Here is a 24,953-nt window from a genome sequence, read left to right on the forward strand (position 1 = left end):
GGCAAAAGGCTAATGGTCAGCCGCCCCGACCACGACGTGGTGCGAGTACGGCCCAAGGTACGGCCCTGTTTTTTTGGGCGAACTGCTGCGACACCCCTGGGGCGTTACCGAGCCATTGAGGTGGCGCTCGACCATGAGCTATCGATCGAAGGCGATGAGGGCAAAAGCAGGTTGCATGCCAGAAATTTTTTGGTGCAGGGCGCAAACCCGTCATGGCGATACCCGGAGCGGGCAGTGTCGAGGCGATCCTGCCAAGGCCTTCCGGCGGTCTGTCACAGGGGCATCTGGAAGGCGGATAAAACCGGCACCACACCATGCTGGGCAAGGCTTTGATCTGGATCAATAAAGGCCTTGATCGACCCCGAAAACCAAGAATTTTAACACTGAAAAATCAGTGTTTTTTTATGTTTTTTAAGTGGTTTTTTTCACGGTTTTATTTTTTTGTTTTTGGGTTTTCTGACGGAAGAGTCAACTCGACATTTTTCAAATGTTTTGTTGTTAATCGTTATTGATATGTAATTAACGTATTGATTTATAAGGGTAAATATTATGTTTTCCGGTTTTTCCTATCTCTATGCCGGTGTTACCAAACTGCACGTCACTGGTGCGAAAAGTGAAAATATGCACCGAAAATACACATCTTTTTATTTGGTAAAATTCAATTGACATTTCACGTAATTATTATGATTTTAGATTTAAGCGTTCACCCAGGCTTTCATGCCGAGGGCATCCGTTCTGGCGATACACAAAGAGCAGGTAAAGAGCATGTCGATCGTTGTCCAGGATTTAGCTTTAGGGGGAGATGGCCTTTCGGTCATGGTGAAGGACACCATCGATATCGCGGGCTATCCGACCCGTGCTTCAAGCAACGCACTGGTCGATGCTCCGGCGGCCGGCGAGCATGCCCAAGTGGTCCGGGCGCTCCTGGGTGCGGGCTGCCGGATCACCGGCAAAACCAGCCTGCATGAACTGGCTTTCGGGACTACCGGCCTCAACGCCTGGACGGGCACGGCAGCCAATCCGCGCTACCCGGGCTATATACCGGGTGGCTCCTCCAGCGGTTCGGCGGCGGCGGTGGCGGGCGGGCTTTGCGACTTCGCGCTGGGCACCGATACCGGGGGCTCGGTACGGATTCCCGCGGCGTGCTGCGGGGTTTTCGGCCTCAAGCCTACCTTTGGCCGGATCAGTCGCCAGGGTGTCATGCCGACGCACAGCACCCTCGATTGCGTAGGCCCCCTGGCGCGGGATATGGATCGCTTGATCGAAGCGATGGGCATCATCGATCCCACGTTCGCCCCCGTCCCGCTGCCCGAGCATCTTGCTATCGGCGTAGTCGCGGTGGAGGTCCACGAACAGATCCAGGCGGTGGTTAACCAGGCGCTGGGGCGTTCGCACTTCAAGCTGCTTGAGCAGACGCTGCCTGGTATGTCCGCAGCGTATGGCGCCGGGATGGCGATCATCAACGCCGAAACCTGGGCCGCGTGCGGTCATCTGCTGCAAACCGGCCGGGTCGGCAGCGATGTCGCCGACCGTTTGCGCGCAGCCAGCCTGACCACGGCCAAGTTCGTTGAAGAAGCCGAAATCACCCGTCGCGCGTTTACCGCAGAAGTGGACGCAGCCCTGGCGATCACCCCAATCCTGGCCATGCCGACCATGCCCGACTTCCCATTGCGGGTCGTCGATGCGGCCGACACTCGCGCCGCCCTGGGCATGACCTCACTGGTGCGCGCTTTCAATCTTTCCGGTCATCCGGCTCTGAGCATTCCTCTGGAAAGCGCTTCGGGGCTCCCGATAGGCCTGCAACTCATTGCCGCCCATGGCGCGGACGAACTGCTGTGTGCAGTCGCCCGCGAGCTGGTCCGGCGCCTGGAAGAGTAAATCGTCATGCTTACTATGGAGAAACCCATGACTGCGCCAAGCGAGCTGAATCACCAGCGCCGTGTGCCGATCACGGCGAATGAAGCCTTTCAGAATCTGTTGGTCGAGATTCGCACGCGTGCCCGGAATGAAGAATTCGACCAGCAAAAATGCATCTCGCAGGATGTCATCGAACAGTTCCGCACGCTCGGCGTCTATCGTGCCCTGGTGCCCAAGCGCTTCGGCGGTGACGAGCGCTCACCGGCCGAGTTTTGCCAGATGGTCGAGGACATCTCCATCGCCGATGGGTCCGCCGGCTGGGTCGCCAGCTTCGGCATGAGCCCGGTTTATCTGGCGGCGCTACCGCTGGAAACCCTGCAGAAAATCTACGCCGACTCGCCTGACGTGGTATTCGCCGGCGGGATCTTCCCACCGCAGCCCGCGCCATTTGTCGAAGGTGGCCTGGAGGTGAACGGGCGCTGGAAATTTTCCAGCGGCTGCATGGGGGCGTCGCTGATCGGGGTGGGCATCAGCCCGAAGAACGGCGAGATGCTCGGCCTTCCACGGCTGGCGGTGATGCCTCGAGAAAAGGTGCGGATCGAGCAAACCTGGAACGTCGTCGGCCTGGTCGGCACCGGCAGCCATGACGTCGTCGTCGAAGGCGTCGTGGTGCCTGAGGAGTGGACGTTCGTTCGCGGCGGTCCTTCGAGTCTTGACGAGCCGTTTTTCCGCTATCCGTCCCTGTCGTTCGCCACTCAGGTCTTGTCGGTGGTCGGCCTGGGCGTTGCGCGCGCTGCCCTCGACGAGTTGAGTGGCATGGCCAGTGGCCGAATCTCCGTGACCGGTGCGCCGTCATTGTCCGACCGGCCGCTGGCTCAGGTCGAAATGGCCAAGGCCGAAGCGGCGCTGCGCGCTGCGCGGTCGTGGTTCTACCAGGCGATCGACGATGCCTGGGCCAGCGTCCTGGCCGGCGATCCGGTGAGTGTCGAGCAGACCAATATGCTGCGCTTGTCCTCGACCCATGCCACTCGTGTCTCGGCCGATGTAGCGCGCACCGCGCAAATGCTTTCGGGTATGAGCGGGGTGTACCGTACCAGCCCCCTGTCGCGCTTCGTCAACGACACCCAGGTCATTACCCAGCACGCCTTCATGGGCGACATGACTTACCAGAACGCCGGCGCGATTTTCTTCGGCAATAAGCCGCTGCCGGGCTACCTGTAATTTTCCCTACTGATTGGTGAACCCCATGACCGATAAAAAATCCCTGCGAGTCCTGTTCTGCATCGGCATCAACCAGAACTTCTTCGATGCTCCGCGTCCCGAGGCGCTGGAGGTATGGGCCGCGTTCGGCGTCATGTGGAACGGCATCGCCGATCTGCCTGGCGTGACCGTGCTGGGCAACATGGACGATGACCAGAGCATGGTCGGCCCCTCCGCCGGTTGGCCCTGGACCACGTATCTGCTGGCCGATGTGCCGGACATCGAAACCGTCCACGCCGCCTGCAATCTGTTTCGCACCACGGAGGTCGGCGATGGCCCCTACAAACTTTGGAAGTACTGCAAGGTCGAGGCCCGTACCGGTCGCGAACTGATCATCCAGCGCTGAATCGAGAGCAGTCGCCATGTCATCACAAGAGCATTTGCGCGCACTGGAGCAGCGGCTCCAACAGCTGGAAAGCGAGAACGCCATTCGCGCCTGCATGAACCGCTACATGTTCCTGTGCGATGAACTGGGCGTGGGCTCCCCCCTCGAGGAGCTGGCCGCTCTGTTCACGGCGCAGGCGATCTGGGAAGGCAAGGGAGCCAGGTACCAGAACAGCTTCGGCGGTTACCGCGGGCGTGAGGCGATCAAAGCGATGTTTGCGACCTACATGGTCGAACCTGCGCACTTTTCGCTGAACGTGCATTTCCTGACCTCGGAGCTGATCCGGGTCAGCGGCGAGACCGCGGATGCCAGTTGGGTGATGTTGCAGGCCTCGACCTTTGCCTCGGGTGCCTCGCACCTCAACAGCGCTCGCCTCAGCGTGCGGTTCGCCCAGGAACAGGGGCAGTGGTGCATGGCGCACTTTCAGACCGAGAACCTGTTCAGTCGCCCGGTCGATACCTGGAATAGCGCCGCCCACCTGCCCGTACCTGGCCAATCTGGGGAGTGACACCCGGAATTCTTGAAGTCGGCGACGCCTGCCGACGAGGAGTGATCGTGAATAACCTGATAAACACCGTAACGCTGGACGCCAGCCCCTCTGACCTGGTTCTGCATGACCGTGTTCACACGTCGATGTACACCGATGGCAAGCTCTTCGAGCAGGAGCTGGACAAGATTTTCTACAGCACCTGGATCTGGGTCGCGCATGCCAGCGAGATTCCCGATTCCGGCAGCTACAAGAGCACTTACGTCGGCAAGCAGCCGGTAATCGTCGTACGCGACCGCAAGAAAGACGTGCATGTGTTGCTCAATCGCTGCCGCCATCGTGGCGCAACGGTGTGCGAACACAAGAAGGGCAAGACCAACAGTTTCGTCTGCCCTTATCACGGCTGGAGCTACGCCCTGGATGGCAGCCTGCGTGGTGTGCCGCACCCGGAAAGTTACGGCGATTGCCTGGAAAAGGCCGACTTGCCTTTGGTCGGCCTGCGTGTCGAGCAATACAACGGCATGATCTTCGCCACCTTCAAGGATGATATCGAGCCCCTCGTCGACTTCCTCGGCCCGGCGAAGAAGTGGATTGACCTGTTCATGAAGCAGGGCGCCGGTTACCCGGTCAAGGTGGGAGGCGAGCATCGCTTCCGCTTCCCCGGCAACTGGAAAATCCAGCTGGAAAACACCACCGATGCCTATCACTTCCCGCTGGTGCACAAGTCGTTCCTGTCGTCCGTGGATGAACAGACGCTGGAGCTGTTCGATTTCGTCAAAGGGCCGGGCTACGTCGAAGACCTCGGCAACGGCCACAGCGTGATGGTGATGATCCCCGACCTGGTCGATCTGGAGGCCAATCTCGATTTGCCGATCCCGGCGCGCTTTGAGGATCTGGCCGCGCAACTGCGCGCCGAAGGCCAGGACGAGGAATCGGTCCGCCGTATCGTACGCGCGGTAGGCGGTTCGGGCTTCAACCTCAACCTGTTCCCGAACGTCGCTTGTTCCATGGCGTTCTTCCGGGTGCTGCAACCCATCGCAGTGGACGAAACCGAAATCCATCACGCGGTGATCACCATGGACGGTGGCCCGGCCGTGGCCAACCGTTATCGCCTGCGCCTGCATGAGCACTTCCAGGGCCCGATGGGGTTTGGCACGCCGGACGATTCCGAGGCATGGGAGCGCGTACAGCGCGGCGCCAGTGCCGGCACCGATCTGTGGATCATGCTCAATCGCGGCCTGCCGGGCGAAAAGGAGTCGGAAGACGGGCGGGTGAGCGATGTGAGTGCCGAGACCGGCATGCGCGCTGGCTACCAGCAGTGGAAAAAGATGATGTCGGCCTGAGTCGATGGAGAACACCATGATCAATCTGCAATTGCTCAACCAGGTCAGCGCTTTCATTTGGCAGGAAGCGGACATGCTCGATCACGGCGATTTTGTCGAATGGCTCGATCTGTGGACCGAGAACGCGACTTACATCATCCCGATCGATCCGCTGGAAACCGATTTCGAGAACACCCTGAACTACGCCTACGACGATCACCACATGCGTCAGTTGCGCGTGGCCCGATTGACCAGTGGCGAGTCGATTTCGACCACCCCGCGGGCGCGCACCGTGCGCAGTCAGTCGCGCTTTCGCCTGTTGTCGGATCGAGACGGGGTGGTCACCGTGCGTTGCGCACAGAACCTGCGCGAGTTCCGCAAGGATGTGCTCAAGCAGTACACCGCCGATGTCACATTCGAGCTGGTGCTCAGCGGTGACAGTTTCAAGATCCAGCGCAAGCTGATTCAACTGATCAACTCCACCGATACCCTCGCGGGTATCGGTTACATCCTCTGAGGACGCTGCCATGACACAGGTTGCATTGGTCACCGGAGCGGCCCAGGGGCTGGGCAGGAGCATTGCCGAGCAACTGCTGAACAGCGGCTACCGGGTCGTGATCAGCGACCGCTCGCTGGAGTCGGCGCAAGCCACCGCCGCTGAGCTGGACGCTACTGGCGAACGGGTGCTGGCGCTCAAGCTCGACGTGTCGAGTAAGGTCGATTTCGAGGACGCTCTGGCGGCTGTCGTCGCGCATTGGGGGGCGTTGCAGGTGGTGGTGAACAACGCCGCGATGACCATGACCACGCCCGTGATGCAGATCAGCCCGGAAGAGTTCGACCGGGTGGTGAGCGTTAACCAGCGCGGCACGTTTGTCGGCTGCCAAGTGTTCGGCAGCTATCTGGCGACCCGGGGGTACGGGAGGATCATCAATATGGCCTCCCTGGCCGGGCAGAACGGCGGCACCGCGACCGGCGCGCATTACGCCGCCTCCAAGGGCGCAATCATCACCTTGACCAAGGTCTTTGCCAAAGAGCTGGCGGCCTCCGGTGTCACGGTCAACGCCATCGCCCCGGGCCCTGTCGAGTCGCCGGCGGTACGTGCCGCCGTGCCGCCCGAGCGCCTGGAGAAACTGATAGAGGCGATTCCGGTCAAGCAATTGGGCAACGCCGCATTCATCGGCAGGCTGATCGTGCAACTGGCCAGCGAAGACGCCTACTTCACCACCGGGGCGACCTGGGACGTGAACGGCGGGCTCTTCATGCGCTGAGGTCATTGGCGCCACGTTTTGCAACAGCAGCAGGGCGTGCCCAGGTGCGCGCCCGTACAACCAATTCGGGACAGTCCGGTATGAGCGATCAATTATTGAAAGTTGTCGTGCGCAAGCGCGAAGAGCAGGGCGAAGGTGTCGTCGTGCTGGATCTGAGCGATGCGTCGGGACAGCCCTTGCCCGCGTTCGAGGCGGGCGCGCATGTCGATATCCATCTCAAGGCTGGGCTGGTTCGTCAGTATTCGCTGTGTGGCGATCCGGCCAACGCCAGCGCCTATCGCTTGGGGGTACTCAAGGATCCCGCCTCGCGGGGCGGTTCGGTGGCGGTGCATGAGTGGTTGCAAGAAGGGCGCGAGATCGAGATCAGCCTGCCGCGCAATCACTTTCCGCTGGCCAGCGATGCCAGGCGCTCGATCCTGATCGGTGGCGGTATCGGCATTACCCCGATGGTCGCCATGGCCTACGCATTGAATGCCCGCGGCAGCGATTTCGAACTGCACTATTGCGGCCGCTCGCGCAGTCGCAGCGCCTTTCTCGACGAGTTGGGCAGCGCTGCGTTTGCTTCCCGGTTGCACACGCATTTCGACGACGAAGCCGTCGAACAGAAACTCGACCTGTCCAGGGTGCTGGGCACCCCCCAGGCCGGTGTACACCTGTATGTCTGCGGACCGTCCGGCTTCATGGACTGGATCATTGCCCAGGCCCTGGAAGCAGGTTACGCCGACGATCATGTGCACCGCGAATACTTCCAGGTCGAAGTCGACACCTCGGGCGCGGGCTTCGAAGTGGTTGCCCAGCGTAGTGGCAAGACCGTCCAGGTGGTCGAGGGCCAGAGCATTGTCGAGGCACTGGCTGCCGTGGGCATCAGGATTGAAGTGTCCTGTGAGCAGGGCGTTTGCGGCACCTGCTTGTGCGACGTTATCGAAGGCGAACCGGATCACCGCGACGTGTATCTCACGGATGACGAAAAATCCGCCAATGACCAGATTCTGGTGTGCTGTTCCCGAGCCAAATCCAAGAAGCTGGTGCTGGATATCTGATAGACCGGAGGGTAAGACCATGGTCGATACAACGGGGTTTCGTAACTCAATGGCAATGCTCGGTGGTGCGGTTTCGATCATCACCACCGATGGCCCTGCGGGTCGTTTCGGCTTCACCGCTTCGGCGGTGTGCAGCGTGACCGACCAGCCGCCGACACTGTTGGTGTGCATGAATCGCTCGTCGTTTTCCAATGTGCATTTCAAGAGTAATGGGGTGCTGAGCGTTAACGTCCTGACGCCGGGGCACCAGGAGGTATCGGGGGCGTTTTCCAACCGCAACCTCGATGCCGAGCAGCGCTTTTCCTGCGCATCCTGGACCACCCTGGAAAGTGGGGCGCCGCTGCTCGATGAGGCACTGGTGAGTTTTGACTGCCGCATCGCCCAGGCTCATGAAGTCGGATCGCACACAATTTTCTATTGCGAAGTCCTGGGTATCCGTAATGGCGAAAGCCAGGAAGGCCTGGTGTATTTCAATCGCGCCTACCACCGCTTGGGAGATGCATCCAAAGCAACTCCCTGACAGGGCTGGAACCCGGAAGTTTCGATAAGGACTTCCATGATCATTAAGTTTATTGAATAACAAGAAAGCAGTTGTCGCTGTTCTGGCGAATGACTGTGTTACGCCTTTTTTTGCAGTGAGTGGTTATAAAAACAATACTGCGGATTGACTGCCTAAGTTTAACTTTTGCTGAACTAATCTGCTTCCACTAGCCGTGCCTTTGTGCATGTAAAAAAGAAGGAACGCTTGATGTCTCAGAATTGCTGGGTAAGCCGTGGCGTCACTCCTGTGGCCGTGATGGGAATCTTCATGCCGGTCGTTGTATATGCCGACTTCGTAGATGACAGACAAGTCAGTCTGGGGATGCGCAACTTCTACATTGACCGTGATTTCAAACAGCATGACGCGCCGCAATCCCGGGTGGGCAGTTGGACCCAAGGTTTCGATTTTCGCGCGATCTCGGGTTACACCGAAGGCACGCTGCAGTTTGGCCTGGACCTTTCGGCGCAGTACGCCTATCGCTTGGACGGCGGCGGTGGACGGGGCCCGGACAGCATCATTCCGTACGATGCCAGCAAGGGCGAACAAGTCCGTGACTATGGCCGTGCGGCGCTGACCGGCAAGGTGCGTTACAACAAAACCGAACTCAAGATAGGTGAACTTCGTCCGACGTTGCCGGTGGCCTACATCGACGATTCGCGGCAATTGATCACCACGTATCACGGTGTACAGATCGAATCCAGGGAAGTGGAAAAGCTGACACTGACGGGCGGTCGCTTTACCGAAATCAGCTCCCGGGAGTCTTCCAATACCGAGAAGATGTACTTGTTCAATGGTCCTAACATCAAACGCCGCAGTGATGGGTTGAACTTTGCGGGTGCCACCTATGTATTTACCCCAAACTTGTCCGGTACTTATTTCTTCGGGCAACTGGAGGATATCTATAAACAACACTACCTGGGGCTGACCTATAACCATGATCTGGGTGCCGGTTACGGCTTGAAGACAGACCTTCGTTACTTCAATCACAGTGAAGACGGCAAAGCGCTGTACGGCGATATCGACAACCGCTCCTATGGCGTCATGACCACCCTGAAAAAAGGCGCCCACGCCTTCGGTGTCGGCTACCAGCGCATGCTCGGCGAGTCGACATTCCCAACGCTCAATGGCTATGCGCCGCAGCCTTATCTGGTGAACTGGTCGACAGTGGCGTTCGTCAAGCCGAACGAAAGCTCCTGGCAATTGCGTTATGACTACAACTTCGCGGGCGTCGGGTTGCCGGGGTTGAAATTGATGACGCGTTACATACGCGGCACCGGTATCGACCGGGGCAGCAATAGCCTCGAACAGAACGTCGAAAGTGAACGCAACATCGTGCTCGGCTATGTGGTGCAAAGCGGTCCCCTGAAGGACTTAGGTTTCGAGTGGCGCCGGATTGACGTAAAGACGCGCTATGGCAATGGCAGGGCGTCGGGGGTGGACTATCAGGAAAATCGCCTGATCACGACCTACACCTGGAAGTTCTGAAATCCCTGGAAGTCGTTCGCGGCTTCCAGGCCGGCCTGCGCATCCGGCACGGTTGAACTTCAACATTGTTTTTCCTTCGTCCGGAGCGCTCCTTCCGGACTTTTTTACCGCGGTTTTTATGCCGCGCTTTAAGGATTGCCTATGCGTCGTTTTTATACCGGCTGCGACTTGGATCGCGTTCACAGTATCGCCGAATTGGCCGAGATAGCCCGGCGGCGCTTGCCTTACTTCGTGTGGGAGTACCTCAGCGGCGGTGCGGAGGCCGAATTGACGCTCAAGGATAATCTCGCGGCGTTCAGCGCCTTTGGCCTGCATTCCAGGGCCATGGTGCCCTGCCATGCGCCCGACACTTGTCGCGCCGTGCTCGGCCGGGTGTTGCCCATGCCGATGCTGATTGGGCCGACGGGCTATAACGGCCTGCTGCACCGCGATGCCGACATTCACTTGGCCAGGGCGGCAACGGCACGGGGGCTGCCCTTCAGCCTGAGTACCGCGTCCAATACCTCGCTTGAAGAGCTTGTCGCGGCGGTGCCTGGTGTCGACCTGTGGTTCCAGATGTACGCCATGCGCGATCCGCGGGTGCAAAACGATTTGCTGCAGCGGGCCGCCGACGCAGGCTGCCGGACCCTGGTGTTGACCTGTGATGCGATGGTGCTGGGTAATCGCCAATGGGACCGGCGCAATTTTGCCAGGTCGCGCCAGCTGACATGGCGCAACAAGCTGGATGTGGTCCGCCACCCGCGCTGGCTCAAGCAGGTGATGTGGCCATCGGGGCTGCCCGGCATGGGCAACCTCGAACCCTACTTGCCACCGCGCGAGCGTAACCCCCTGGGATCGATGGCGTTTATCGGCCAGCAGATGGATACCTTGCTCGACTGGGACATGTTGGCGCGTTTGCGTGAGCAGTGGGGAGAGCGACTGTTGCTCAAGGGCGTATTGCATCCGGCAGATGTGGAGCGCGCCATCACCCTTGGGCTCGACGGCGTGGTGGTGTCCAACCACGGTGGTCGCCAGCTGGACGGTGCACTGAGCAGTCTCGACGCGCTGGCGGCCATCGCCCCGCAGGCACGGGGCAAACTCAGCCTGCTGCTCGACGGCGGCATTCGCCGTGGCAGCGACATCGTCAAAGCGCTCGCCTTGGGTGCGGATGCCGTGCTGCTGGGCCGATCCACCCTTTACGGGGTGGCGGCGGCCGGTGAAGCCGGAGCAGGACGGGCATTGGACCTGCTGACGGCTGAACTCGCACTGACCATGAACCTGATGGGCTGTACCCACCTCAATCACCTTGACGGTGACAGCGTGTTCCAGCGTCGACGCGCTTGAGCATCAAACTGCGTTGCAAGCTGGAACAGCTAACTGCGTTGCAGAACCGCCCGGATGTTTGACCGCGCGCTCGAGTCGAGGGAGCTGTCGCCGGTGTTCAGCGACGCAATGTATTTTTCGTTGTGGGTGCGGATCATCCACGCATCTCTGGTCCTGAGCCGAGGTATTCATGAAGCTGTACGAGTTGATCACGTTCACCGTGCGCGTGCGCACTGTCGCCATCGCCATGGTGTGTCTGGAACAGCGCCTGCTGGCGCAAGGCGCCGGCGTGAAGTTGATGGGGTGCTGGGCATCGGAGGTCGGCCCGCTGAATCAGATCGCGATGTTGCGCGGCTTTGCCGACGAGGCGTCTCGCCAGGTCGAGCGCGAGCGTTATCTGGCGGCTGCCGACGCGTTTGGCATTGAGGCGTATCTGATGGAGATGCGCGTGGAAAACTATTCGTTGTTTCCCTTTCTCCAGCCGCTGCCTGCCGGGCGGCACGGGCCGTTCTACGAGTTTCGTATCTACGATCTGCTGCCATCCGGTCTGGCACCCACGCTGAGGGGCTGGAAAAAAGCGCTGGGCCCCAGAACCGCCGAGCAATATTCGCCGGTATATGCCGCCTTCTATGCCACCGACGGTCAGTTGCCTCGGTACTTGCACATCTGGCCGTACTACTCGCTCGAACAGCGCCTGGACGTGCGCACCCGTGCCGTACAGGATGGCGTCTGGCCGCCGGAAAACTCAGGTCCGCAACTGCGCGACATGCATTCGATGATCTACCTGCCGGCGAGCTTTTCGCCGTTGCTGTGAGACGGCCGCTGATCGGTGAGGCGCGGTTCACTCAACGCTAGTCATTCCCCACGCCATGTTTTGCCCAGGACAGTCAGGCCGACCTCACAGCTGATCCGCATCGATCACCGCCTGGGCGAACGCCCGCGGGTCTTCCTGCGGCAGGTTGTGGCCGATGCCGCCGCTGATCAGGCGGAACTGGTATTTGCCGGTGAAGCGCTTGGCGTAATCCGCGGGGTTTGGATGCGGCGCGCCGTTGGCATCGCCTTCGAGGGTGATGGTCGACACGCTGATGGTTGGGGCCGTGGCCAGTTTCTGTTCCAGGGTGGCGTAGCGGCTTTCGCCTTGAACCAGCCCCAGGCGCCAGCGGTAGTTGAACACCGTGATATCGACATGGTCGGGGTTGTCCAGGGCCTTGGCGCTGCGCTCGAAGGTGGCGTCGTCGAATTTCCATTGCGGCGAGGCCAGTTGCCAGATCAGCTTGGCGAAGTCGTGGGTGTTTTTCTCATAGCCGGCGCGACCGCGATCAGTGGCGAAATAGAACTGGTACCACCACTGCAATTCCGCCTTGGGCGGCAGCGGATTCTGGCCGGCCGCCTGGTTGCCGATCAGGTAGCCGCTGACCGACACCAGCGCCTTGACCCGCTCCGGCCACAGCGCCGAGACGATGTCCGCCGAACGCGCGCCCCAGTCATAGCCGCCGAGCACTGCTTGCTTGATCTTCAGTGCATCCATGAAGTCGATGACGTCACTGGCCAGCGCGGCCGGTTGGCCATTGCGCAGGGTTTTCGCCGACAGGAAACGGGTATCGCCGTAGCCGCGGGCATAGGGCATCAGCACCCGATAACCCTTGGCCGCCAGCAAGGGCCCAACCTCATCAAAGCTGTGAATGTCGTACGGCCAGCCGTGCAGCAGAATCACCACCGGGCCATCGGCGGGGCCTGTTTCGGCGTATGCCACGTCCAGCAGCCCGGCGTTGACATGCTTCAGCGGGCCGAACGGCGAAGGGGCGGCATAAGTGGTGGCGGGGGACCTGGCTGATCCCCTTCAACCTGGGTTGCATTTGATGGCCGCGACGTATCTGGCCTGTGTCCGAATCCTGGGGCGGATGCAAGCTTATGTAGCGAGAAGTCATGCAGATACATTGCGATACTCGGTGGTTTGGCAGCGGGACAGCGACGTCCCATTCCCGCCTCTTGGGCTGCGCAAAGCTCGATACAAAAGTGGCTTATGCCCCGGCTTGCCATGGCGCCGATGCGCGAGCGCCAGGACGGCGCGAACCCTGGCCCCGGTCGCATAAATTTGAAATGCACGCCATTGCCCGACAGAATCGCGCCCCGATCCGGCCACAGGCGCCGGACGTTCGTGGTGAAAAGGGGCGGCAGTTGAACCAACAGACATTGTCCATGCGCCTGGAGCGCGTGGCGGCGCATGTGCCAGCGGGTGCGCGCCTGGCCGATATCGGCTCGGATCACGGCTACCTGCCGGTGGCATTGCTGCGCCGTGGCCTTATCGCCGCGGCGGTGGCCGGCGAGGTGGCGTTGACGCCGTTCCACGCGGCCCAGCGCAGCGTGCGCGAAAACGCGCTGGGCTCGGACGTCAGCGTGCGCCTGGCCAACGGCCTGGCGGCGATCGAGCCGGAAGACCGGATCACGGCGATCAGCATTTGCGGCATGGGCGGCGAGACCATCCGCGACATCCTCGACAGCGGCAAGGCCCGCCTGAGCGGCCAGGAACGCCTGATCCTGCAGCCCAACGGCGGCGAGCAGCCCCTGCGCCAATGGCTGATGGAGCATGGCTACCGCATCCTCGGCGAGGAAGTGCTGCGGGAAAACCGCTTTTTCTACGAAATCATCGTCGCCGAGCGCGCCGGGCCGGTGAGCTACACCGCCGAGGAACTGTACTTCGGCCCGCTGCAACTGCAGGCCCGCAGCCCGGCCTTCCTGGCCAAGTGGCAGCGCATGCTGCGCCTGAAACACAAGACCCTGGCCCACTTCGCCCGGGCCCGGCAGGCCGTGCCCGAGGAGAAGGTCCAGGACATCGCCCGGCAGGCCCGGTGGATCAGCGAGCTGCTGGCCTGAACGCGGTCCAGGGGTTGTACAGGAAGGGGCGCTTTGAATCCCCTATCATTCAAGCATTCACAAGCCGAGCAGAAAAAACATGAATCGTCGCAAGAAAATCAATCAGCTATTAAAGGCTAACGCGAAAAAGGCCAGTGCCAAGCTGGCACCGCGAAAGCCCAAATACATCAGCAAGGCCGACCGATTGAAGCTGGCTGCCGAGTCCAGTCCGGAGTCCGTGGTGTCCTCCGAGAGCTGATCCATGGCGCTTGAGCGGCCATTGCTGCTACAAGGCCCGGCTATTTACATCAACCTGTTAGCCGGGTTGGGCCGCCAGGCTATTACTGACCTTGCGTCCCAGCACAAGTACCGTGACAAAACCGCAGCCCACCAGGACCGTGGCCAGGCTCAACAGCACCGAGCTGCCCAGCTGGTCGACGATCCTCCCGCCGAAGAACGAGCCCAACGCAATAATCACCTGGAACAAGGCGACGAAGAGTGGCATGCCGCGTTCGACATCCTTGGGCGCTACGACAAACATCCAGATACTGGCGCAGGCCGGGAAGGCGCCGAAGGCGAAGCCCCAGAGCGCGATCAACATCGCAGCGCCAGTCATGCCGGTGGCGAAGTAGGGGAACAGGGCAGTGCTGGTGCCGATCATCAGTGCGACCAGCAACAGGGTATGACGCACGCTCCGGTTGGCGGCGAAGCCGGCGAAAATATTCCCCACGACCCCGGCCACGCCATACAGCAGCAGAAATGAACCAATAGTCGGCCCATCGAAGCCGGCACTCTGTTTGAAGAAGGGGGCGACATAGGTGTACGCGGCAAAGTGCGCCAGGCCGATCAGCAAGACTGCGATCAGTCCGACCCGAGCTTGTGGGTTGATGAACAAGGCCGGCAGGTCACTGATGCGAATGGCCTTGTCCGGGGTGAGCCGCGGAAGCAGGAAGACCTGCGCCAGCAGCACCGGTATACCCAACAGTGCGGTGACCAGGAAGGTCATGCGCCACCCCATCAGGCCACTCAGCCAGGTGCCTACGGGCACGCCCAGTACGGTGGCCAGGGTCACACCGACCATGATGATCGAGGTGGCCTGGGCTACGCCCACTCCTTTGGGGGCCAGGCGGCCGCTAAGGGCAATGGCGGTAGCCCAGAAACCGCCGATGCTGATGCCCAGCAGCACACGGCCGAACAGCAGCAGGTTGAAGTCGCTGGCGTAGGCCACGACCGAGTTGGCGATGATCATGATCAGCGTCAGGCCGATAAGCAGATTGCGACGGTCCAGGACACCGATGCCCACAGACAGCAAGGGGGCGGCGAGGGCGGCCATGATGCCGGGCAGGGTAACCATCAGACCGGCGTGGCCAGCAGTGATGCCCAGGTCGCTGGCGACATCGTTGAGCACGCCCACCGGGAGAAACTCGCTGGTCACCAGGGCGAAGGCACCCACGGCGACCGAGAGAATCGCCAGCCACTGTTGTTTGACGCTCTGTTGACTATGTTCGAGGAGGCCGTGAGGGGCCTGGCTTGCGCTTGACATGGTGCTGGGTTCCAAGGGGGATGTCGCCTGAGGCGGACAGGGGCGCGGGGGAAAATTCGAGGCGATTATAGGAGTCGGTTTTGGCACGCCGAGAGGCGAGCCTCTCGATAATAATCATCAATGCCATCGATTAAACGCTGGGCGAGTACCGGCTGTTGGCCGGTCGCGACCCATTCGGTAACGGTCATCCCTGTCACATTGATCCGGCAAGATGGAGGGGCACGACGTCCTGAACGCGCCTGGGCATAGGGCGGAAACCGCCCTGATTCGACCCCCTCAGCGCAAACTCCACGACACCCCGACATACATCGCCATGCCTTCGCCCGGCGTCGATCGCGCGGCGTCCAGTCCTTTGTCGTCGTAGCCCGGGGTGACGGTAGCGGCGTAGTGCTGGTCGGTCAGGTTGCGCAGGTCGAGCCAGGTCTGCCAGTCGCCCTTGGGCGCGTTGTAGCCCAGGGTGGCGCCGAACAGCGCGTAGGGATCGGCGTAATAGCTGTTGGCGTAGTCCACCGCCACCTTGGACACCAGTTGCGTGTTGAGCGCGACGAAGAAGCCCTGGAGCCAGTCGTAGCGCAGTTCGCCCTGGTAGTAGTGCATCGGCAGGCCCGGCAGGCGGTTGTCGCCGAAGCGCTCATCGTCGCGGTAGTGGAAGTCGCTGAAGGTATAGCTCTGGCGCAGGCTCAGCTGGCCGCCGTCTTTCCCTGACCACAGCTTGCTCTGCAGGCTGGCTTCCACGCCCTGGTGCACGGTGGGGCTGGCGTTGAGCTCGTAGGGGGTGGTGGCGTTGGCGTCCGGCAACACCGAGAGCAGTTCGTGGCGCACCTGGGCGTAGTACCAGGCCAGGCTCCATTGGCCGATGGCGCTGTCGCCACGGCCGCCGAGTTCCAGGGTGGTGGCGGTCTGGTTTTGCAGTTTGATCGGGTCGCGCTGGGTGCCGGTGGCGGCGCCGCTGCCGGCCGGGAAACGAATGTTGGAGCTGTAGATCAGCGACCAGGGGTGGGGCGCCTCCACCGAGCGGCTGAGGTTGCCGAACAGTTGCAGGTCGGGGGTCAGCTGGTAGCGCAGGCCCAGGCGCGGCGCGTAGTCCCAGTCGCCGAGGCTGGTCTTGCCACCGCCGTCGGGGTAGGTCACGGCGCTTTCGCGGCGGGTGTAAATGGCGGCCAGGCCGGTGGTCAGCCACAGGTCGTCGGCGATTTCCAGGTCATTGCCCAGATGCAGGACGCTGTCCGAACCCTGGTAGGTGAAGTTGCGCATATGAGTACCCGGCGCATAACCGGCGGTGTTGCCGCTGGGGATACGCACCAATTCGCTGGCCCCTGAGTTGGGCAGGTGCTTGGTCACCCGCAGGCCCAGGGTGCTGTGGCTTTCCAGGCCCCAGAGGGTGTCGCGGCGCTTGTAGTCGAAGGTGCCGCTGACATCGGTGTAGGCCACCTTGAGGCGGTTGGGGCCTTCGCGCAGGTCCATGGGGTAGTCGTGGTAGACCAGGCCGGTCTGGATACTCGAATCGTCGTCGATGTACCAGGTGGTCTTGTTGCCAATAAAGGTGCTGCCCGGCTGGTCGCGGCTGTCGTTACGCGTCACGTAGGCCGGGTTAGCCGCCCGCGGGTCGTGCTCGATGGAGCGCTGGGTGACCCGCCCGGCGAGGTCGTTGTCAGTCTGGCGATGGCGGATATAGAAGCGGGTTTCCAGGTTCGGGTTGAAGCGATAGCCGAAGTTGGCGATGACCCCCTGGCTCTTGCTGGCGCTGTGGTCCTGGTAGCCGTCGGAGTGGGCGTCGGTCAGGGACAGGTAGTAGTCGAAGTCGCCCAGCACCTGCCCGGAGCTGACCTGGCGCTGCTGATAACCGTGGCTGCCGGTGGCGTAGCGCACCTGCAACTTCGGCGCGTCGTAGCCGGTGTGGCTGATGTAGTCGATGGCGCCGCCCAGGGCCAGGGCGCCGCGGTCGAAACCGTTGGCGCCGCGCAGCACTTCCACACGGTCCAGCCACAGCGGCTCGAGCAACTCATAGGGCGTGCCGCCCGGGCCGCTCAGCGGCAGGCCGTCGAGCATCGTGTACAGCCCCGAGGCATGGGCGCCCGGCGCGCGGTTGATCCCCGAACCGCGGATCGAAATCTTCACCCCTTCGTTGCCCGCGGACTGGGCATAGACCCCCGGCTGATACGCCAGCACATCCTGGTTGCTGGCCACGCGGCCCTGCAGCGGGCGGCGCAGGTCCACCACATTGCTGCCGCCGGGCACCTGGGCCAGCCGCGCCTTGGCTTCCTCGATCGATGCGTCTTCGCCGCTGCGCTCCTCGGCGCCGATCAGCACCTGTCCCAGCTCAAGGCCCTGGGCTTCGGCCGTGGCCGGACAGACAAGGGCCAGGCCCAGCAAGGCAGAGGGCAGGGGACGGGGCGAGGGCATCGGGGGGGAACTCCAGGCATGGGCAACGGGCAGAGAGAACTGCGACGTATGAAAGAACGAGGGAAACACATGGCAATTTTGTCTTTTGCCTGGCAGGCGCAGATCGGCAGGAGTCCAGCGTCCATGCCCGTGCGCTATCAAGGCTGTTCGCAATGGATATATCCGCGCATCGGCGTTCGGCTATCGTCACCCTATATGACTCGATCGCGCAGCCGCTGTGCTTTTGCGTTGACGCTATGTCGGCCGCTGCTGCGATTCACCCAGCGCTCTCAACCGCGAGGACATCACGATGAGCACCCACAAAGCTGTCGCTGTTTCGCTGGCCCTGCTCGGCGCAACCTTCCTGGCATCGGCTGCGCTGGCCGAGGGCACAGGGTTGATTGCCGCCACCCCCGCCGAACTGAAATGGACACCCGCGCCCTCGGTAGGGCCCGGGGTGATGATTTCGGTGATCGAAGGCGACCTGAAAAAACCAGAGCCCTTCACGATGCGCCTGATGCTGCCGGCCAACACGAAAATCGGCGTGCATACCCACCCTGTGACCGAACGTGTCACCGTGATCTCGGGCACCTTCTACTTCGCCACCGGCGACAGCTTCGACGCGGCCAAGGCCAAGGCCTATCACCCGGGCGACACCCTGATCATTCCCGTCGGCATGCCGATGTACGCCGCCACGCAAAAACAGGAAACTGTGCTCCAGCTCCACGGCACGGGCCCCTGGGGTATCACCTACCTCAACCCGGCGGACGACCCCAGGAACAGCAAAAAATAGGCAATGGCTGAAGGCTGGATTCGATCTGATATGTGTCAGGCAGGGCCTGACACATATCCCTCTGTTTTGACTATTAACAGGCTATGGATTTTGCACCCTCGATATACTCTTCAACCGAGTTGGTGGCAGAGTGGACTCTTATGCCTTTGAGCTTACCCAGTGGCGGGTTTTCCCAGTGCTCTGATGCGGTGATGGGGTAGACGGGGAGTATGGAAACTCCCTGAGGTGGGTCAGCAACGAAGTCAAAGTCTTGAATCCCGTCTTTCGGGAAGTCGATGTAAAACCGCGGTTGCAATCTTGGGTTGGTCCAGCCCGGAGAGCCCACCAGGCCATGGGCCAATATATGCAGCTGTGGTGGGTTGGACTTGAGCAGTGACAGGTGGATGTCCAAAACTTTCATTATGCTAGCCATCTTCGATCTCCTTTCGATGAGTGCGCCTCTTTTCACCTCGGCGCTCGGGTGTAAAACCCTCTAGCTGAAAGCCTGATACGTTTCAGAATGTCCCTTGGCAGGCAAGAAGTGTCATGTGCACTTCCTGGATGGTTCTCTCCTTGAGTACCGGGAGGAACGAGTAGGCGAACACGCTACTGTTCGAAAAGGAGTACGGCATGGACAGTGAATTCAGGCCCGTTAAAACCGGTTCGGCTGCTGTTGGGTAGACACTAGTAAAGGAGCCTGCCAGCTGCCAGGCCCGATCATCGGATACCGCAGATGGCTGGGCGCCACCCGCGCAAGCGTTTCGCCAGGAGGCAACCGCAGTGCCTGCTAAACCAGGGGAGGCTCGATACGCCGCAATTTTATTGAAAAGAAAACCGACTCTGCTTACCTCTCATCCAGGGCCCGACGTTTCGCGCCCGCCATCATCCTTCGTCAAAGCCCTCGATCAAAGGTACTTCCATGCTGCTTGCCCGCTGGCTGCCAGGTTTGGCCAATCTCCTGCAATACCGCCGCGAATGGTTCAGGTACGACCTGCAGGCCGGTTTGTCGGTGGCCGCCGTGCAGATCCCGATTGCCATTGCTTACGCACAGATCGTCGGGCTGCCGCCCCAGTACGGCTTGTACGCCTGCGTGCTGCCGATGATGGTCTATGCCCTGGTGGGCAGTTCGCGGCAGTTGATGGTCGGGCCGGATGCGGCCACCTGCGCCATGGTCGCCGGGGCGATCGCCCCTCTGGCGCTGGGCGATCCCGAGCGCCTGGCGCAGTTGGCGGTGATTGTCACGGTGCTGGTCGGCCTGATGCTGATCGGCGCCGGCATTGCCCGGGCGGGGTTTATTGCCAGCTTTTTCTCGCGGCCGATCCTGATCGGCTATCTGAACGGCATCGGCCTGAGCCTGCTGGCCGGGCAACTGGGCAAGGTGCTGGGCTACAAGATCGAAGGCGACGGTTTCATTCTCAGCCTGCTGAACATGCTGCAGCGGCTTGGCGAAACCCATTGGCCGACCCTGGCCATCGGGGCGGGCGCCCTGGCGCTGCTGATCTGGCTGCCGCGGCGTTTTGCCAGGTTGCCGGCGGCGCTGGTGACGGTGGCCATCGCTACCTTGTGCGTCGGGGTGCTGCGCCTGGACCGCTACGGGGTCTCCGTACTGGGGCCGATCCCTTCGGGCATGCCGCAGTTGAGCTGGCCGCAGACCAACCAGGCCGAACTGAAAAGCCTGCTGCGCGATGCGCTGGGTATCGCCACGGTGAGTTTTTGCAGCGCGATGCTGACGGCCCGCAGCTTCGCCGCCAGGAACGGCTACACGGTCAACGCCAACCATGAGTTCCTGGCGCTGGGCGTGTCCAATATCGCCGCCGGGGTCTCCAGCGGTTTCGCCATCAGCGGCGCCGATTCGCGCACCGCGGTCAACAGCATGGTGGGGGGCAAGAGCCAGTTGGTGGGGATCATCGCCGCCCTGGTGATTGCCCTGATCCTGCTATTCTTCACCGCGCCCATGGCCTGGATCCCCCAGGCGGCGCTGGGGGCGGTGCTGTTGATGGCGGGCTGGGGGCTGATCGACATCCAGGCGATGCGGGTCATCCGCAAGCTCAGCCGATTCGAGTTCTGGCTCTGTGTGCTGACCACCCTGGGGGTGATTGGCGTGGGGGTGCTACCGGGGATCATCGTCGCGGTGCTGCTGGCGATCCTGCGGTTGCTCAAAAGCATCTATCAGCCCACCGACGCGGTGCTGGGCTGGGTGCGCGGGATCGAAGGCCAGGTCGATATCAGTCAATACCCGCAGGCGCGCACGCTGGCGGGGCTGGTGGTGTATCGCTTCGATGACGCGATCCTGTTTTTCAACGCCGACTACTTCAAGGCGCGCCTGCTCGAGGCGGTCGAACGCGAGCCCGAGCCCCGCGCCGTGCTGCTGGTCGCCGAGGCGGTGACTTCGATCGACGTCAGCGGCATCGTGGCCCTCAGGGAGCTGCGCGACACCCTGCTGGCCCGCGGCATCATCCTGGGCATTGCCCGGCCGCACGGGGCATTCCTGCGGATGCTGGTGCGTTCGGGCCTGGCGCGCGAGCTGGAGCAGCAATTGTTGTTCCCCTCGGTACGCGCCGGCATCCGCGCTTATCGGGTCTGGCGCAATCAGGTGCAGCGTGAGGCGCTGAAAGATGAGCCGCGGTCCGGCACCGCATAACGGGTGTCCACGCCGTCTCATGACTGAATGCGGCCTTGGCCAGCCACCACCAACGCTTGACCCAAGAGGAGGTACGGCATGCAACGATTCACCGGCGGTTGCCTGTGCGGCAAGGTGCGGCTCGTGGCGTCGGGGCCGCCATACCGGGTCGGTTTGTGCCACTGCCTCGACTGCCGCAAGCACCATGGCGCGCTGTTCCATGCCTCGGCGATCTTCCCCGAGGACGCGGTGACCGTCGAGGGCGAAACCCGCGACTACGCCGGGCGGTTTTTCTGCCCGCACTGCGGCTCGTCGGTGTTCGCCCGCAGCGCCGACGAAATCGAAGTGAACCTGGGTGCCCTGGATGCCCCCGACCAACTCAAGCCCACCTATGAAAGCTGGACTATTCGTCGCGAGTCCTGGTTGCCGGCGTTTCCACTCGCCAGGCGCTACGAGCGCGACCGCGATGCCAGCAGTCGCTTCGAGCAATAGCTGTCGCCCCGGCTATGACCAGGGCGTCTCGGGCGCCACCCCGCGCGGGCGTTTCGCCAGGAGCTTGCGGGCGGTGTCGACGAAGGGCGTGACGATCAGGCTGTAGACCGTCAGGTAACGCCGGTGGTCCCGCTCGCCGGTGCCGAAGCGCAGCGGCTCGGGTGTCGAGGAGGTGACGTAGAGCGTGCCGAACATCCAGTCCCAGAGGGACAGGTTGGTGCCGAAGTTGCGGTTGAAGTGGCGGGGCGCGTCGCTGTGATGGATCTGGTGCTGGGCCGGGCTGTTCAACACATGCTCCAGCCGCGGGCCGAACGACAGCCAGACATGGCTGTGCCGCAGGTTGGCCGCCAGGCTGTTGAAGATGAATATCAGGTAGGTCACGCCGAACAGGGTGTAGCGGCCGATCTCGCCGCCGCAGGCATACCAGAAGCAGCCGGCGTAGAGACCCAGGCCGAGGCTGATGCTCAGCTTCTCGACGATCTTTTCCACGAAGTGCACCCGGCTCGCCGTCGCCGGCACCAGCACCGGTGCCGAGTGATGGACCTTGTGGAAGGCCCACAGCCAGCGCGAGTGAAACGCCCGGTGCGCCCAGTAATGGAGGAAGTCCTTGAGCAGGAACACCCCCAGCCCGTAGAGCAGCGCCAGCCCCAGGTTCTGGCCCAGGCGCGGGCGCTCGCCCCAGAGGTTGCTGAAAAAGGCCAGGTAGTCCCCGGAGCGCAGGATGTAAGGGTCGACCAGATGGACGATGGGCAACACCAGCGCGACCTTGAGAATGGCGCGCACGAAGTAGTAGCGGTAATCCAGCAGCGCCGAGGGATGCAGGTGCACCCGGCCGCCGCCGAGGAATTGCCAGAACGACCGGGCGTGGCTCAGGCCGCGGCGCTTTCGGAAACGGAACAGGCCGTAGGCGACGCCGTAGGACACGCACAGGAACAAGACCCCGAGGCGGCCGTTCAGATTGAAAATGCCGAGAAATTGCGCAGTGACAGGGGCGATCACCCACTCGGTCAGGTGCTTGTAGACAAGCGACAGGGCATCCACGAATCGCCAGCCTCTGAGCCAGAAAAAAAGAATGGCATTGTAAATCAGTTCGGTTTGGCCGGGCAGGGTGGTGCGACAAGCAGGCAAGGTGCGCAGCGCGCCATCCGCCTGGAACCGGTTGCGGCTGTTGGCCGAGCATCGACAAAAACTCTCGACGGCATGCCCTGGATTGGGCAGGCTTGTGGGCCCGCACCCGCCCGGTTGGCGGGTGTGGAACTCAAGCCATCAGCCGACGGACTTATCCATGAACCTTGCCACCCTGGTGCTGTTTCTCCCGGCCTGTTTCGCCCTCAACATGGCGCCCGGGCCGAACAACCTGCTGTCGATTCGCAATGCCACTACCTATGGCTTTCGCGTCTCCTGCCTGGCGGGAGTAGGGCGGCTGGCGGCCTTTGCCCTGATGATCGCCCTGGCGGCGACCGGGCTGGCGGTGGTGCTGCAAGCTTCGGAGCTGCTGTTTCACGGGATCAAGATTCTGGGGGCTGGCTACCTGCTGTACCTGGCGTACCAGCTGTGGACGGCGGATACCCAGGTCGAAGCCGAGAACAAGACCGCGCCACTGGGCCTGCTGGCCTTGGCCCGGCAGGAATTCCTGATTGCTATCGGCAATCCGAAAGCCATCCTTATTTTCACCGCCTTCCTGCCGCAGTTCGTCGACCCGCAAGCCCCGGTTCCCGCCCAGTTCCTGGTGCTCGGCGCACTGTTCCTGGCCCTGGAGTGGATCGCCATCAGCGCCTACGCCTACATGGGCCTGCACCTGCGCCGCTGGTTCGCCGAGCCACGGGGCAAGAGAATCTTCAACCGCTGCTGCGCGGCGTTGTTGTCGGCGGCGGCTTCGGTGCTGCTGTTGGCGCGGCGGGCTTAGTTTTGGCCGGCGGGAATAGGGCGGTTTGTAGTCAGGGGCTGATGGGCCAGGTGCAGGAAGGGATGCGCGTCGGCATGAATTTCAATCGGCCGCCTTTCAAGGATAATCTTTCGCCTACCTCTGGCTGAGACTCACCTATGCCTTTCCTCGACAACCTTATTGCCTTCACGTTTGCCGCGACACTGTTGACCCTGACGCCCGGCCTGGACACCGCCCTGGTATTGCGAACGGCCACTGTGGAAGGAAAGCAGCAGGCTTTACGCGCGGCCCTTGGCATCAGTGCGGGCTGCCTGTCGTGGGGCGCCGCCGTGGCTTTTGGACTGGGGGCACTGATTGCCGTGTCAGAGCTGGCGTTCAATGTCTTGAAATACTGCGGTGCGGCCTATCTGGCTTGGCTCGGGCTCAACATGCTGTTGCGGCCCCGCCAATCGTTGTCCCCTGCCGGCGGCACTGACAAGACAACGACGAACTGGTTCTTCAAGGGGATGATGGGCAATGTCCTGAATCCCAAGATCGGTATTTTCTACGTCTCTTTCCTCCCCCAATTCATTCCGCAAGGCCAGCCATTGATTACCTGGACGTTTGGCCTTGTCGGCATTCACGTCGCCATCGGATTGCTCTGGTCGATCATCCTGATTGGCGCGACCCAGCCGCTGGCCAAAATGTTACGCAGCGAGAAGGTGATTACCTGGATGGATCGCGCCACTGGCATGATTTTCGTGCTGTTCGCGGCTCGTCTTGCCTTCAGTAAACGGTAGGTTTTGAGGCCGTTCGGTGGTCATGTCCGTGATGGCGACGAATATCGGCAGCCGAGGCGAGAAGGGCTAGCGAAGCCGCGCTTTTCGGCGTTCGCTTGCCAGTTGCCGTGATTGGCGGCTTCTGGCCGATACCCACCCACACAAGGATATCGAGTGGTTATGTCAACGGACGAACTGGCGATACGCCAGATCTCAGCGCTTTCTCCGCAAGTCCTGGTACTGGAAGCGGAGGCAGTTGCGGACGGTTTCAGGTTTCTTACGCGCTTGGTCGCAGAGTGGGAGAACGGTTCGAATCGGTTCGATCAACCGGGTGAGTGCCTGTTGGGCGCCTTCCGCAGCGGGCAACTGATTGCCATCGGTGGCCTTACTCGTGACCCCTATGCCGGGCCGGATATCGGCAGGCTACGGAGGGTATACGTTGCGCGTGCAGCAAGGGGCCGGAATCTGGGCAAAGCCCTGGTGCAGCGGCTTTTGGAACACGCGGCTCAGCGATTTTGTGTGGTGCGCCTATCCACGGATACACCACAGGGAGCCGCGTTTTACCTGCGCTGCGGGTTCCAGCAGATACAGGATGATTTTGCTACGCACGCGAAGCCATTGGCCGATGCCACGTTACCAGGTCATTGGGGGGCAGATGGGGTGGCGTAGCCGGTCAACGGCGAAGAGAAGGCTTTGCAGCA

General features: G+C 61.7%; 24 protein-coding genes and 1 pseudogene. 20 read left to right on the forward strand and 5 right to left on the reverse strand.

The window, feature by feature from the left end; genetic code table 11:
* The first annotated feature begins 765 nt into the window (after nt 1–765).
* The 12 genes from AC07PQ_RS07585 (at nt 766) to AC07PQ_RS07640 (ending at nt 11,761) form a co-directional block, all read left to right on the forward strand.
* Nucleotides 766–1,878, forward strand: a complete 1,113-nt coding sequence (locus tag AC07PQ_RS07585; protein ID WP_037036061.1) for an amidase — start codon at nt 766–768, stop codon at nt 1,876–1,878.
* Nucleotides 1,879–1,905: 27 nt separating this feature from the next.
* The gene (locus AC07PQ_RS07590; protein ID WP_007931976.1) at nt 1,906–3,078 is read left to right on the forward strand and encodes an acyl-CoA dehydrogenase family protein; all 1,173 of its coding nucleotides are present in this window, start codon (nt 1,906–1,908) and stop codon (nt 3,076–3,078) included.
* Nucleotides 3,079–3,103: 25 nt separating this feature from the next.
* Nucleotides 3,104–3,463, forward strand: a complete 360-nt coding sequence (locus tag AC07PQ_RS07595) for a hypothetical protein (protein WP_007931975.1) — start codon at nt 3,104–3,106, stop codon at nt 3,461–3,463.
* Between the two features lie 16 nt (nt 3,464–3,479).
* Nucleotides 3,480–4,010, forward strand: coding sequence for a nuclear transport factor 2 family protein (locus AC07PQ_RS07600; protein ID WP_493184964.1), 531 nt, complete (start codon nt 3,480–3,482; stop codon nt 4,008–4,010).
* 47 nt (nt 4,011–4,057) lie between these two features.
* A complete protein-coding gene (locus AC07PQ_RS07605) occupies nt 4,058–5,332 on the forward strand; it encodes an aromatic ring-hydroxylating oxygenase subunit alpha (RefSeq protein ID WP_007931970.1) in 1,275 nt (424 codons plus the stop codon).
* 19 nt (nt 5,333–5,351) lie between these two features.
* The gene (locus tag AC07PQ_RS07610) at nt 5,352–5,828 is read left to right on the forward strand and encodes an aromatic-ring-hydroxylating dioxygenase subunit beta (protein ID WP_037036083.1); all 477 of its coding nucleotides are present in this window, start codon (nt 5,352–5,354) and stop codon (nt 5,826–5,828) included.
* A gap of 10 nt (nt 5,829–5,838) precedes the next feature.
* Nucleotides 5,839–6,579, forward strand: a complete 741-nt coding sequence (locus AC07PQ_RS07615; RefSeq protein WP_053260825.1) for an SDR family NAD(P)-dependent oxidoreductase — start codon at nt 5,839–5,841, stop codon at nt 6,577–6,579.
* An 80-nt stretch (nt 6,580–6,659) separates the two neighbouring features.
* On the forward strand, nt 6,660–7,619 hold the full coding sequence (locus tag AC07PQ_RS07620; RefSeq protein WP_007931962.1) for a PDR/VanB family oxidoreductase: 960 nt from the start codon (nt 6,660–6,662) through the stop codon (nt 7,617–7,619).
* 19 nt (nt 7,620–7,638) lie between these two features.
* Complete coding sequence (locus AC07PQ_RS07625; protein ID WP_007931961.1) at nt 7,639–8,139, forward strand: flavin reductase; 501 nt, start codon at nt 7,639–7,641, stop codon at nt 8,137–8,139.
* A gap of 228 nt (nt 8,140–8,367) precedes the next feature.
* Nucleotides 8,368–9,645, forward strand: a complete 1,278-nt coding sequence (locus AC07PQ_RS07630) for an OprD family porin (protein ID WP_007931960.1) — start codon at nt 8,368–8,370, stop codon at nt 9,643–9,645.
* Nucleotides 9,646–9,786: 141 nt separating this feature from the next.
* Nucleotides 9,787–10,968 carry an alpha-hydroxy acid oxidase gene (locus tag AC07PQ_RS07635; protein WP_007931959.1) on the forward strand — a complete coding sequence of 394 codons (1,182 nt, stop codon included), beginning with the start codon at nt 9,787–9,789 and terminating at the stop codon, nt 10,966–10,968.
* Nucleotides 10,969–11,137: 169 nt separating this feature from the next.
* A complete protein-coding gene (locus AC07PQ_RS07640; RefSeq protein ID WP_493184963.1) occupies nt 11,138–11,761 on the forward strand; it encodes an NIPSNAP family protein in 624 nt (207 codons plus the stop codon).
* 84 nt (nt 11,762–11,845) lie between these two features.
* On the opposite strand, the pseudogene AC07PQ_RS07645 reads toward AC07PQ_RS07640, so the two are convergent.
* Nucleotides 11,846–12,766 (reverse strand): annotated as a pseudogene (locus AC07PQ_RS07645) (alpha/beta fold hydrolase); the annotation flags it as partial.
* A gap of 359 nt (nt 12,767–13,125) precedes the next feature.
* On the opposite strand from AC07PQ_RS07645, the gene AC07PQ_RS07650 reads away from it, so the two are divergent.
* Together AC07PQ_RS07650 and AC07PQ_RS07655 are read left to right on the forward strand one after the other, a co-directional pair.
* Nucleotides 13,126–13,821, forward strand: a complete 696-nt coding sequence (locus tag AC07PQ_RS07650) for a tRNA (adenine(22)-N(1))-methyltransferase (RefSeq protein ID WP_493184962.1) — start codon at nt 13,126–13,128, stop codon at nt 13,819–13,821.
* A gap of 79 nt (nt 13,822–13,900) precedes the next feature.
* A complete protein-coding gene (locus tag AC07PQ_RS07655) occupies nt 13,901–14,059 on the forward strand; it encodes a DUF2986 domain-containing protein (protein WP_007931951.1) in 159 nt (52 codons plus the stop codon).
* Between the two features lie 57 nt (nt 14,060–14,116).
* Here AC07PQ_RS07655 and AC07PQ_RS07660 read toward each other — a convergent pair whose 3' ends face one another.
* Together AC07PQ_RS07660 and AC07PQ_RS07665 are read right to left on the reverse strand one after the other, a co-directional pair.
* Nucleotides 14,117–15,343, reverse strand: coding sequence for an MFS transporter (locus tag AC07PQ_RS07660; RefSeq protein WP_087089273.1), 1,227 nt, complete (start codon nt 15,341–15,343; stop codon nt 14,117–14,119).
* A 276-nt stretch (nt 15,344–15,619) separates the two neighbouring features.
* Nucleotides 15,620–17,746, reverse strand: coding sequence for a TonB-dependent receptor family protein (locus AC07PQ_RS07665; RefSeq protein WP_493184961.1), 2,127 nt, complete (start codon nt 17,744–17,746; stop codon nt 15,620–15,622).
* Between the two features lie 289 nt (nt 17,747–18,035).
* On the opposite strand from AC07PQ_RS07665, the gene AC07PQ_RS07670 reads away from it, so the two are divergent.
* Nucleotides 18,036–18,518: a cupin domain-containing protein gene (locus tag AC07PQ_RS07670; RefSeq protein ID WP_493184960.1), complete on the forward strand. Its 483-nt coding sequence runs from the start codon at nt 18,036–18,038 to the stop codon at nt 18,516–18,518.
* Between the two features lie 73 nt (nt 18,519–18,591).
* Here AC07PQ_RS07670 and AC07PQ_RS07675 read toward each other — a convergent pair whose 3' ends face one another.
* Nucleotides 18,592–18,930, reverse strand: coding sequence for a hypothetical protein (locus AC07PQ_RS07675; protein ID WP_493184959.1), 339 nt, complete (start codon nt 18,928–18,930; stop codon nt 18,592–18,594).
* Between the two features lie 486 nt (nt 18,931–19,416).
* Between AC07PQ_RS07675 and AC07PQ_RS07680 the strand changes: the two genes are divergently transcribed.
* Nucleotides 19,417–21,138 carry a SulP family inorganic anion transporter gene (locus AC07PQ_RS07680; RefSeq protein ID WP_493184958.1) on the forward strand — a complete coding sequence of 574 codons (1,722 nt, stop codon included), beginning with the start codon at nt 19,417–19,419 and terminating at the stop codon, nt 21,136–21,138.
* Nucleotides 21,139–21,216: 78 nt separating this feature from the next.
* Entirely contained in the window at nt 21,217–21,609 is a 393-nt protein-coding gene (locus AC07PQ_RS07685; RefSeq protein WP_007931944.1) for a GFA family protein, read from the forward strand.
* Nucleotides 21,610–21,621: 12 nt separating this feature from the next.
* Here AC07PQ_RS07685 and AC07PQ_RS07690 read toward each other — a convergent pair whose 3' ends face one another.
* Entirely contained in the window at nt 21,622–22,650 is a 1,029-nt protein-coding gene (locus tag AC07PQ_RS07690) for a sterol desaturase family protein (RefSeq protein WP_101339422.1), read from the reverse strand.
* Nucleotides 22,651–22,894: 244 nt separating this feature from the next.
* Here AC07PQ_RS07690 and AC07PQ_RS07695 point away from each other — a divergent pair, with 244 nt between their 5' ends.
* The 3 genes from AC07PQ_RS07695 (at nt 22,895) to AC07PQ_RS07705 (ending at nt 24,921) form a co-directional block, all read left to right on the forward strand.
* The gene (locus tag AC07PQ_RS07695; RefSeq protein WP_493184957.1) at nt 22,895–23,515 is read left to right on the forward strand and encodes a LysE family translocator; all 621 of its coding nucleotides are present in this window, start codon (nt 22,895–22,897) and stop codon (nt 23,513–23,515) included.
* A gap of 137 nt (nt 23,516–23,652) precedes the next feature.
* A complete protein-coding gene (locus AC07PQ_RS07700) occupies nt 23,653–24,273 on the forward strand; it encodes a LysE family translocator (protein ID WP_493184956.1) in 621 nt (206 codons plus the stop codon).
* 153 nt (nt 24,274–24,426) lie between these two features.
* A complete protein-coding gene (locus AC07PQ_RS07705) occupies nt 24,427–24,921 on the forward strand; it encodes a GNAT family N-acetyltransferase (RefSeq protein WP_493184955.1) in 495 nt (164 codons plus the stop codon).
* Nucleotides 24,922–24,953: the final 32 nt, after the last annotated feature.

It is taken from the genome of Pseudomonas sp. GW821-FHT09E12 (assembly GCF_059416085.1).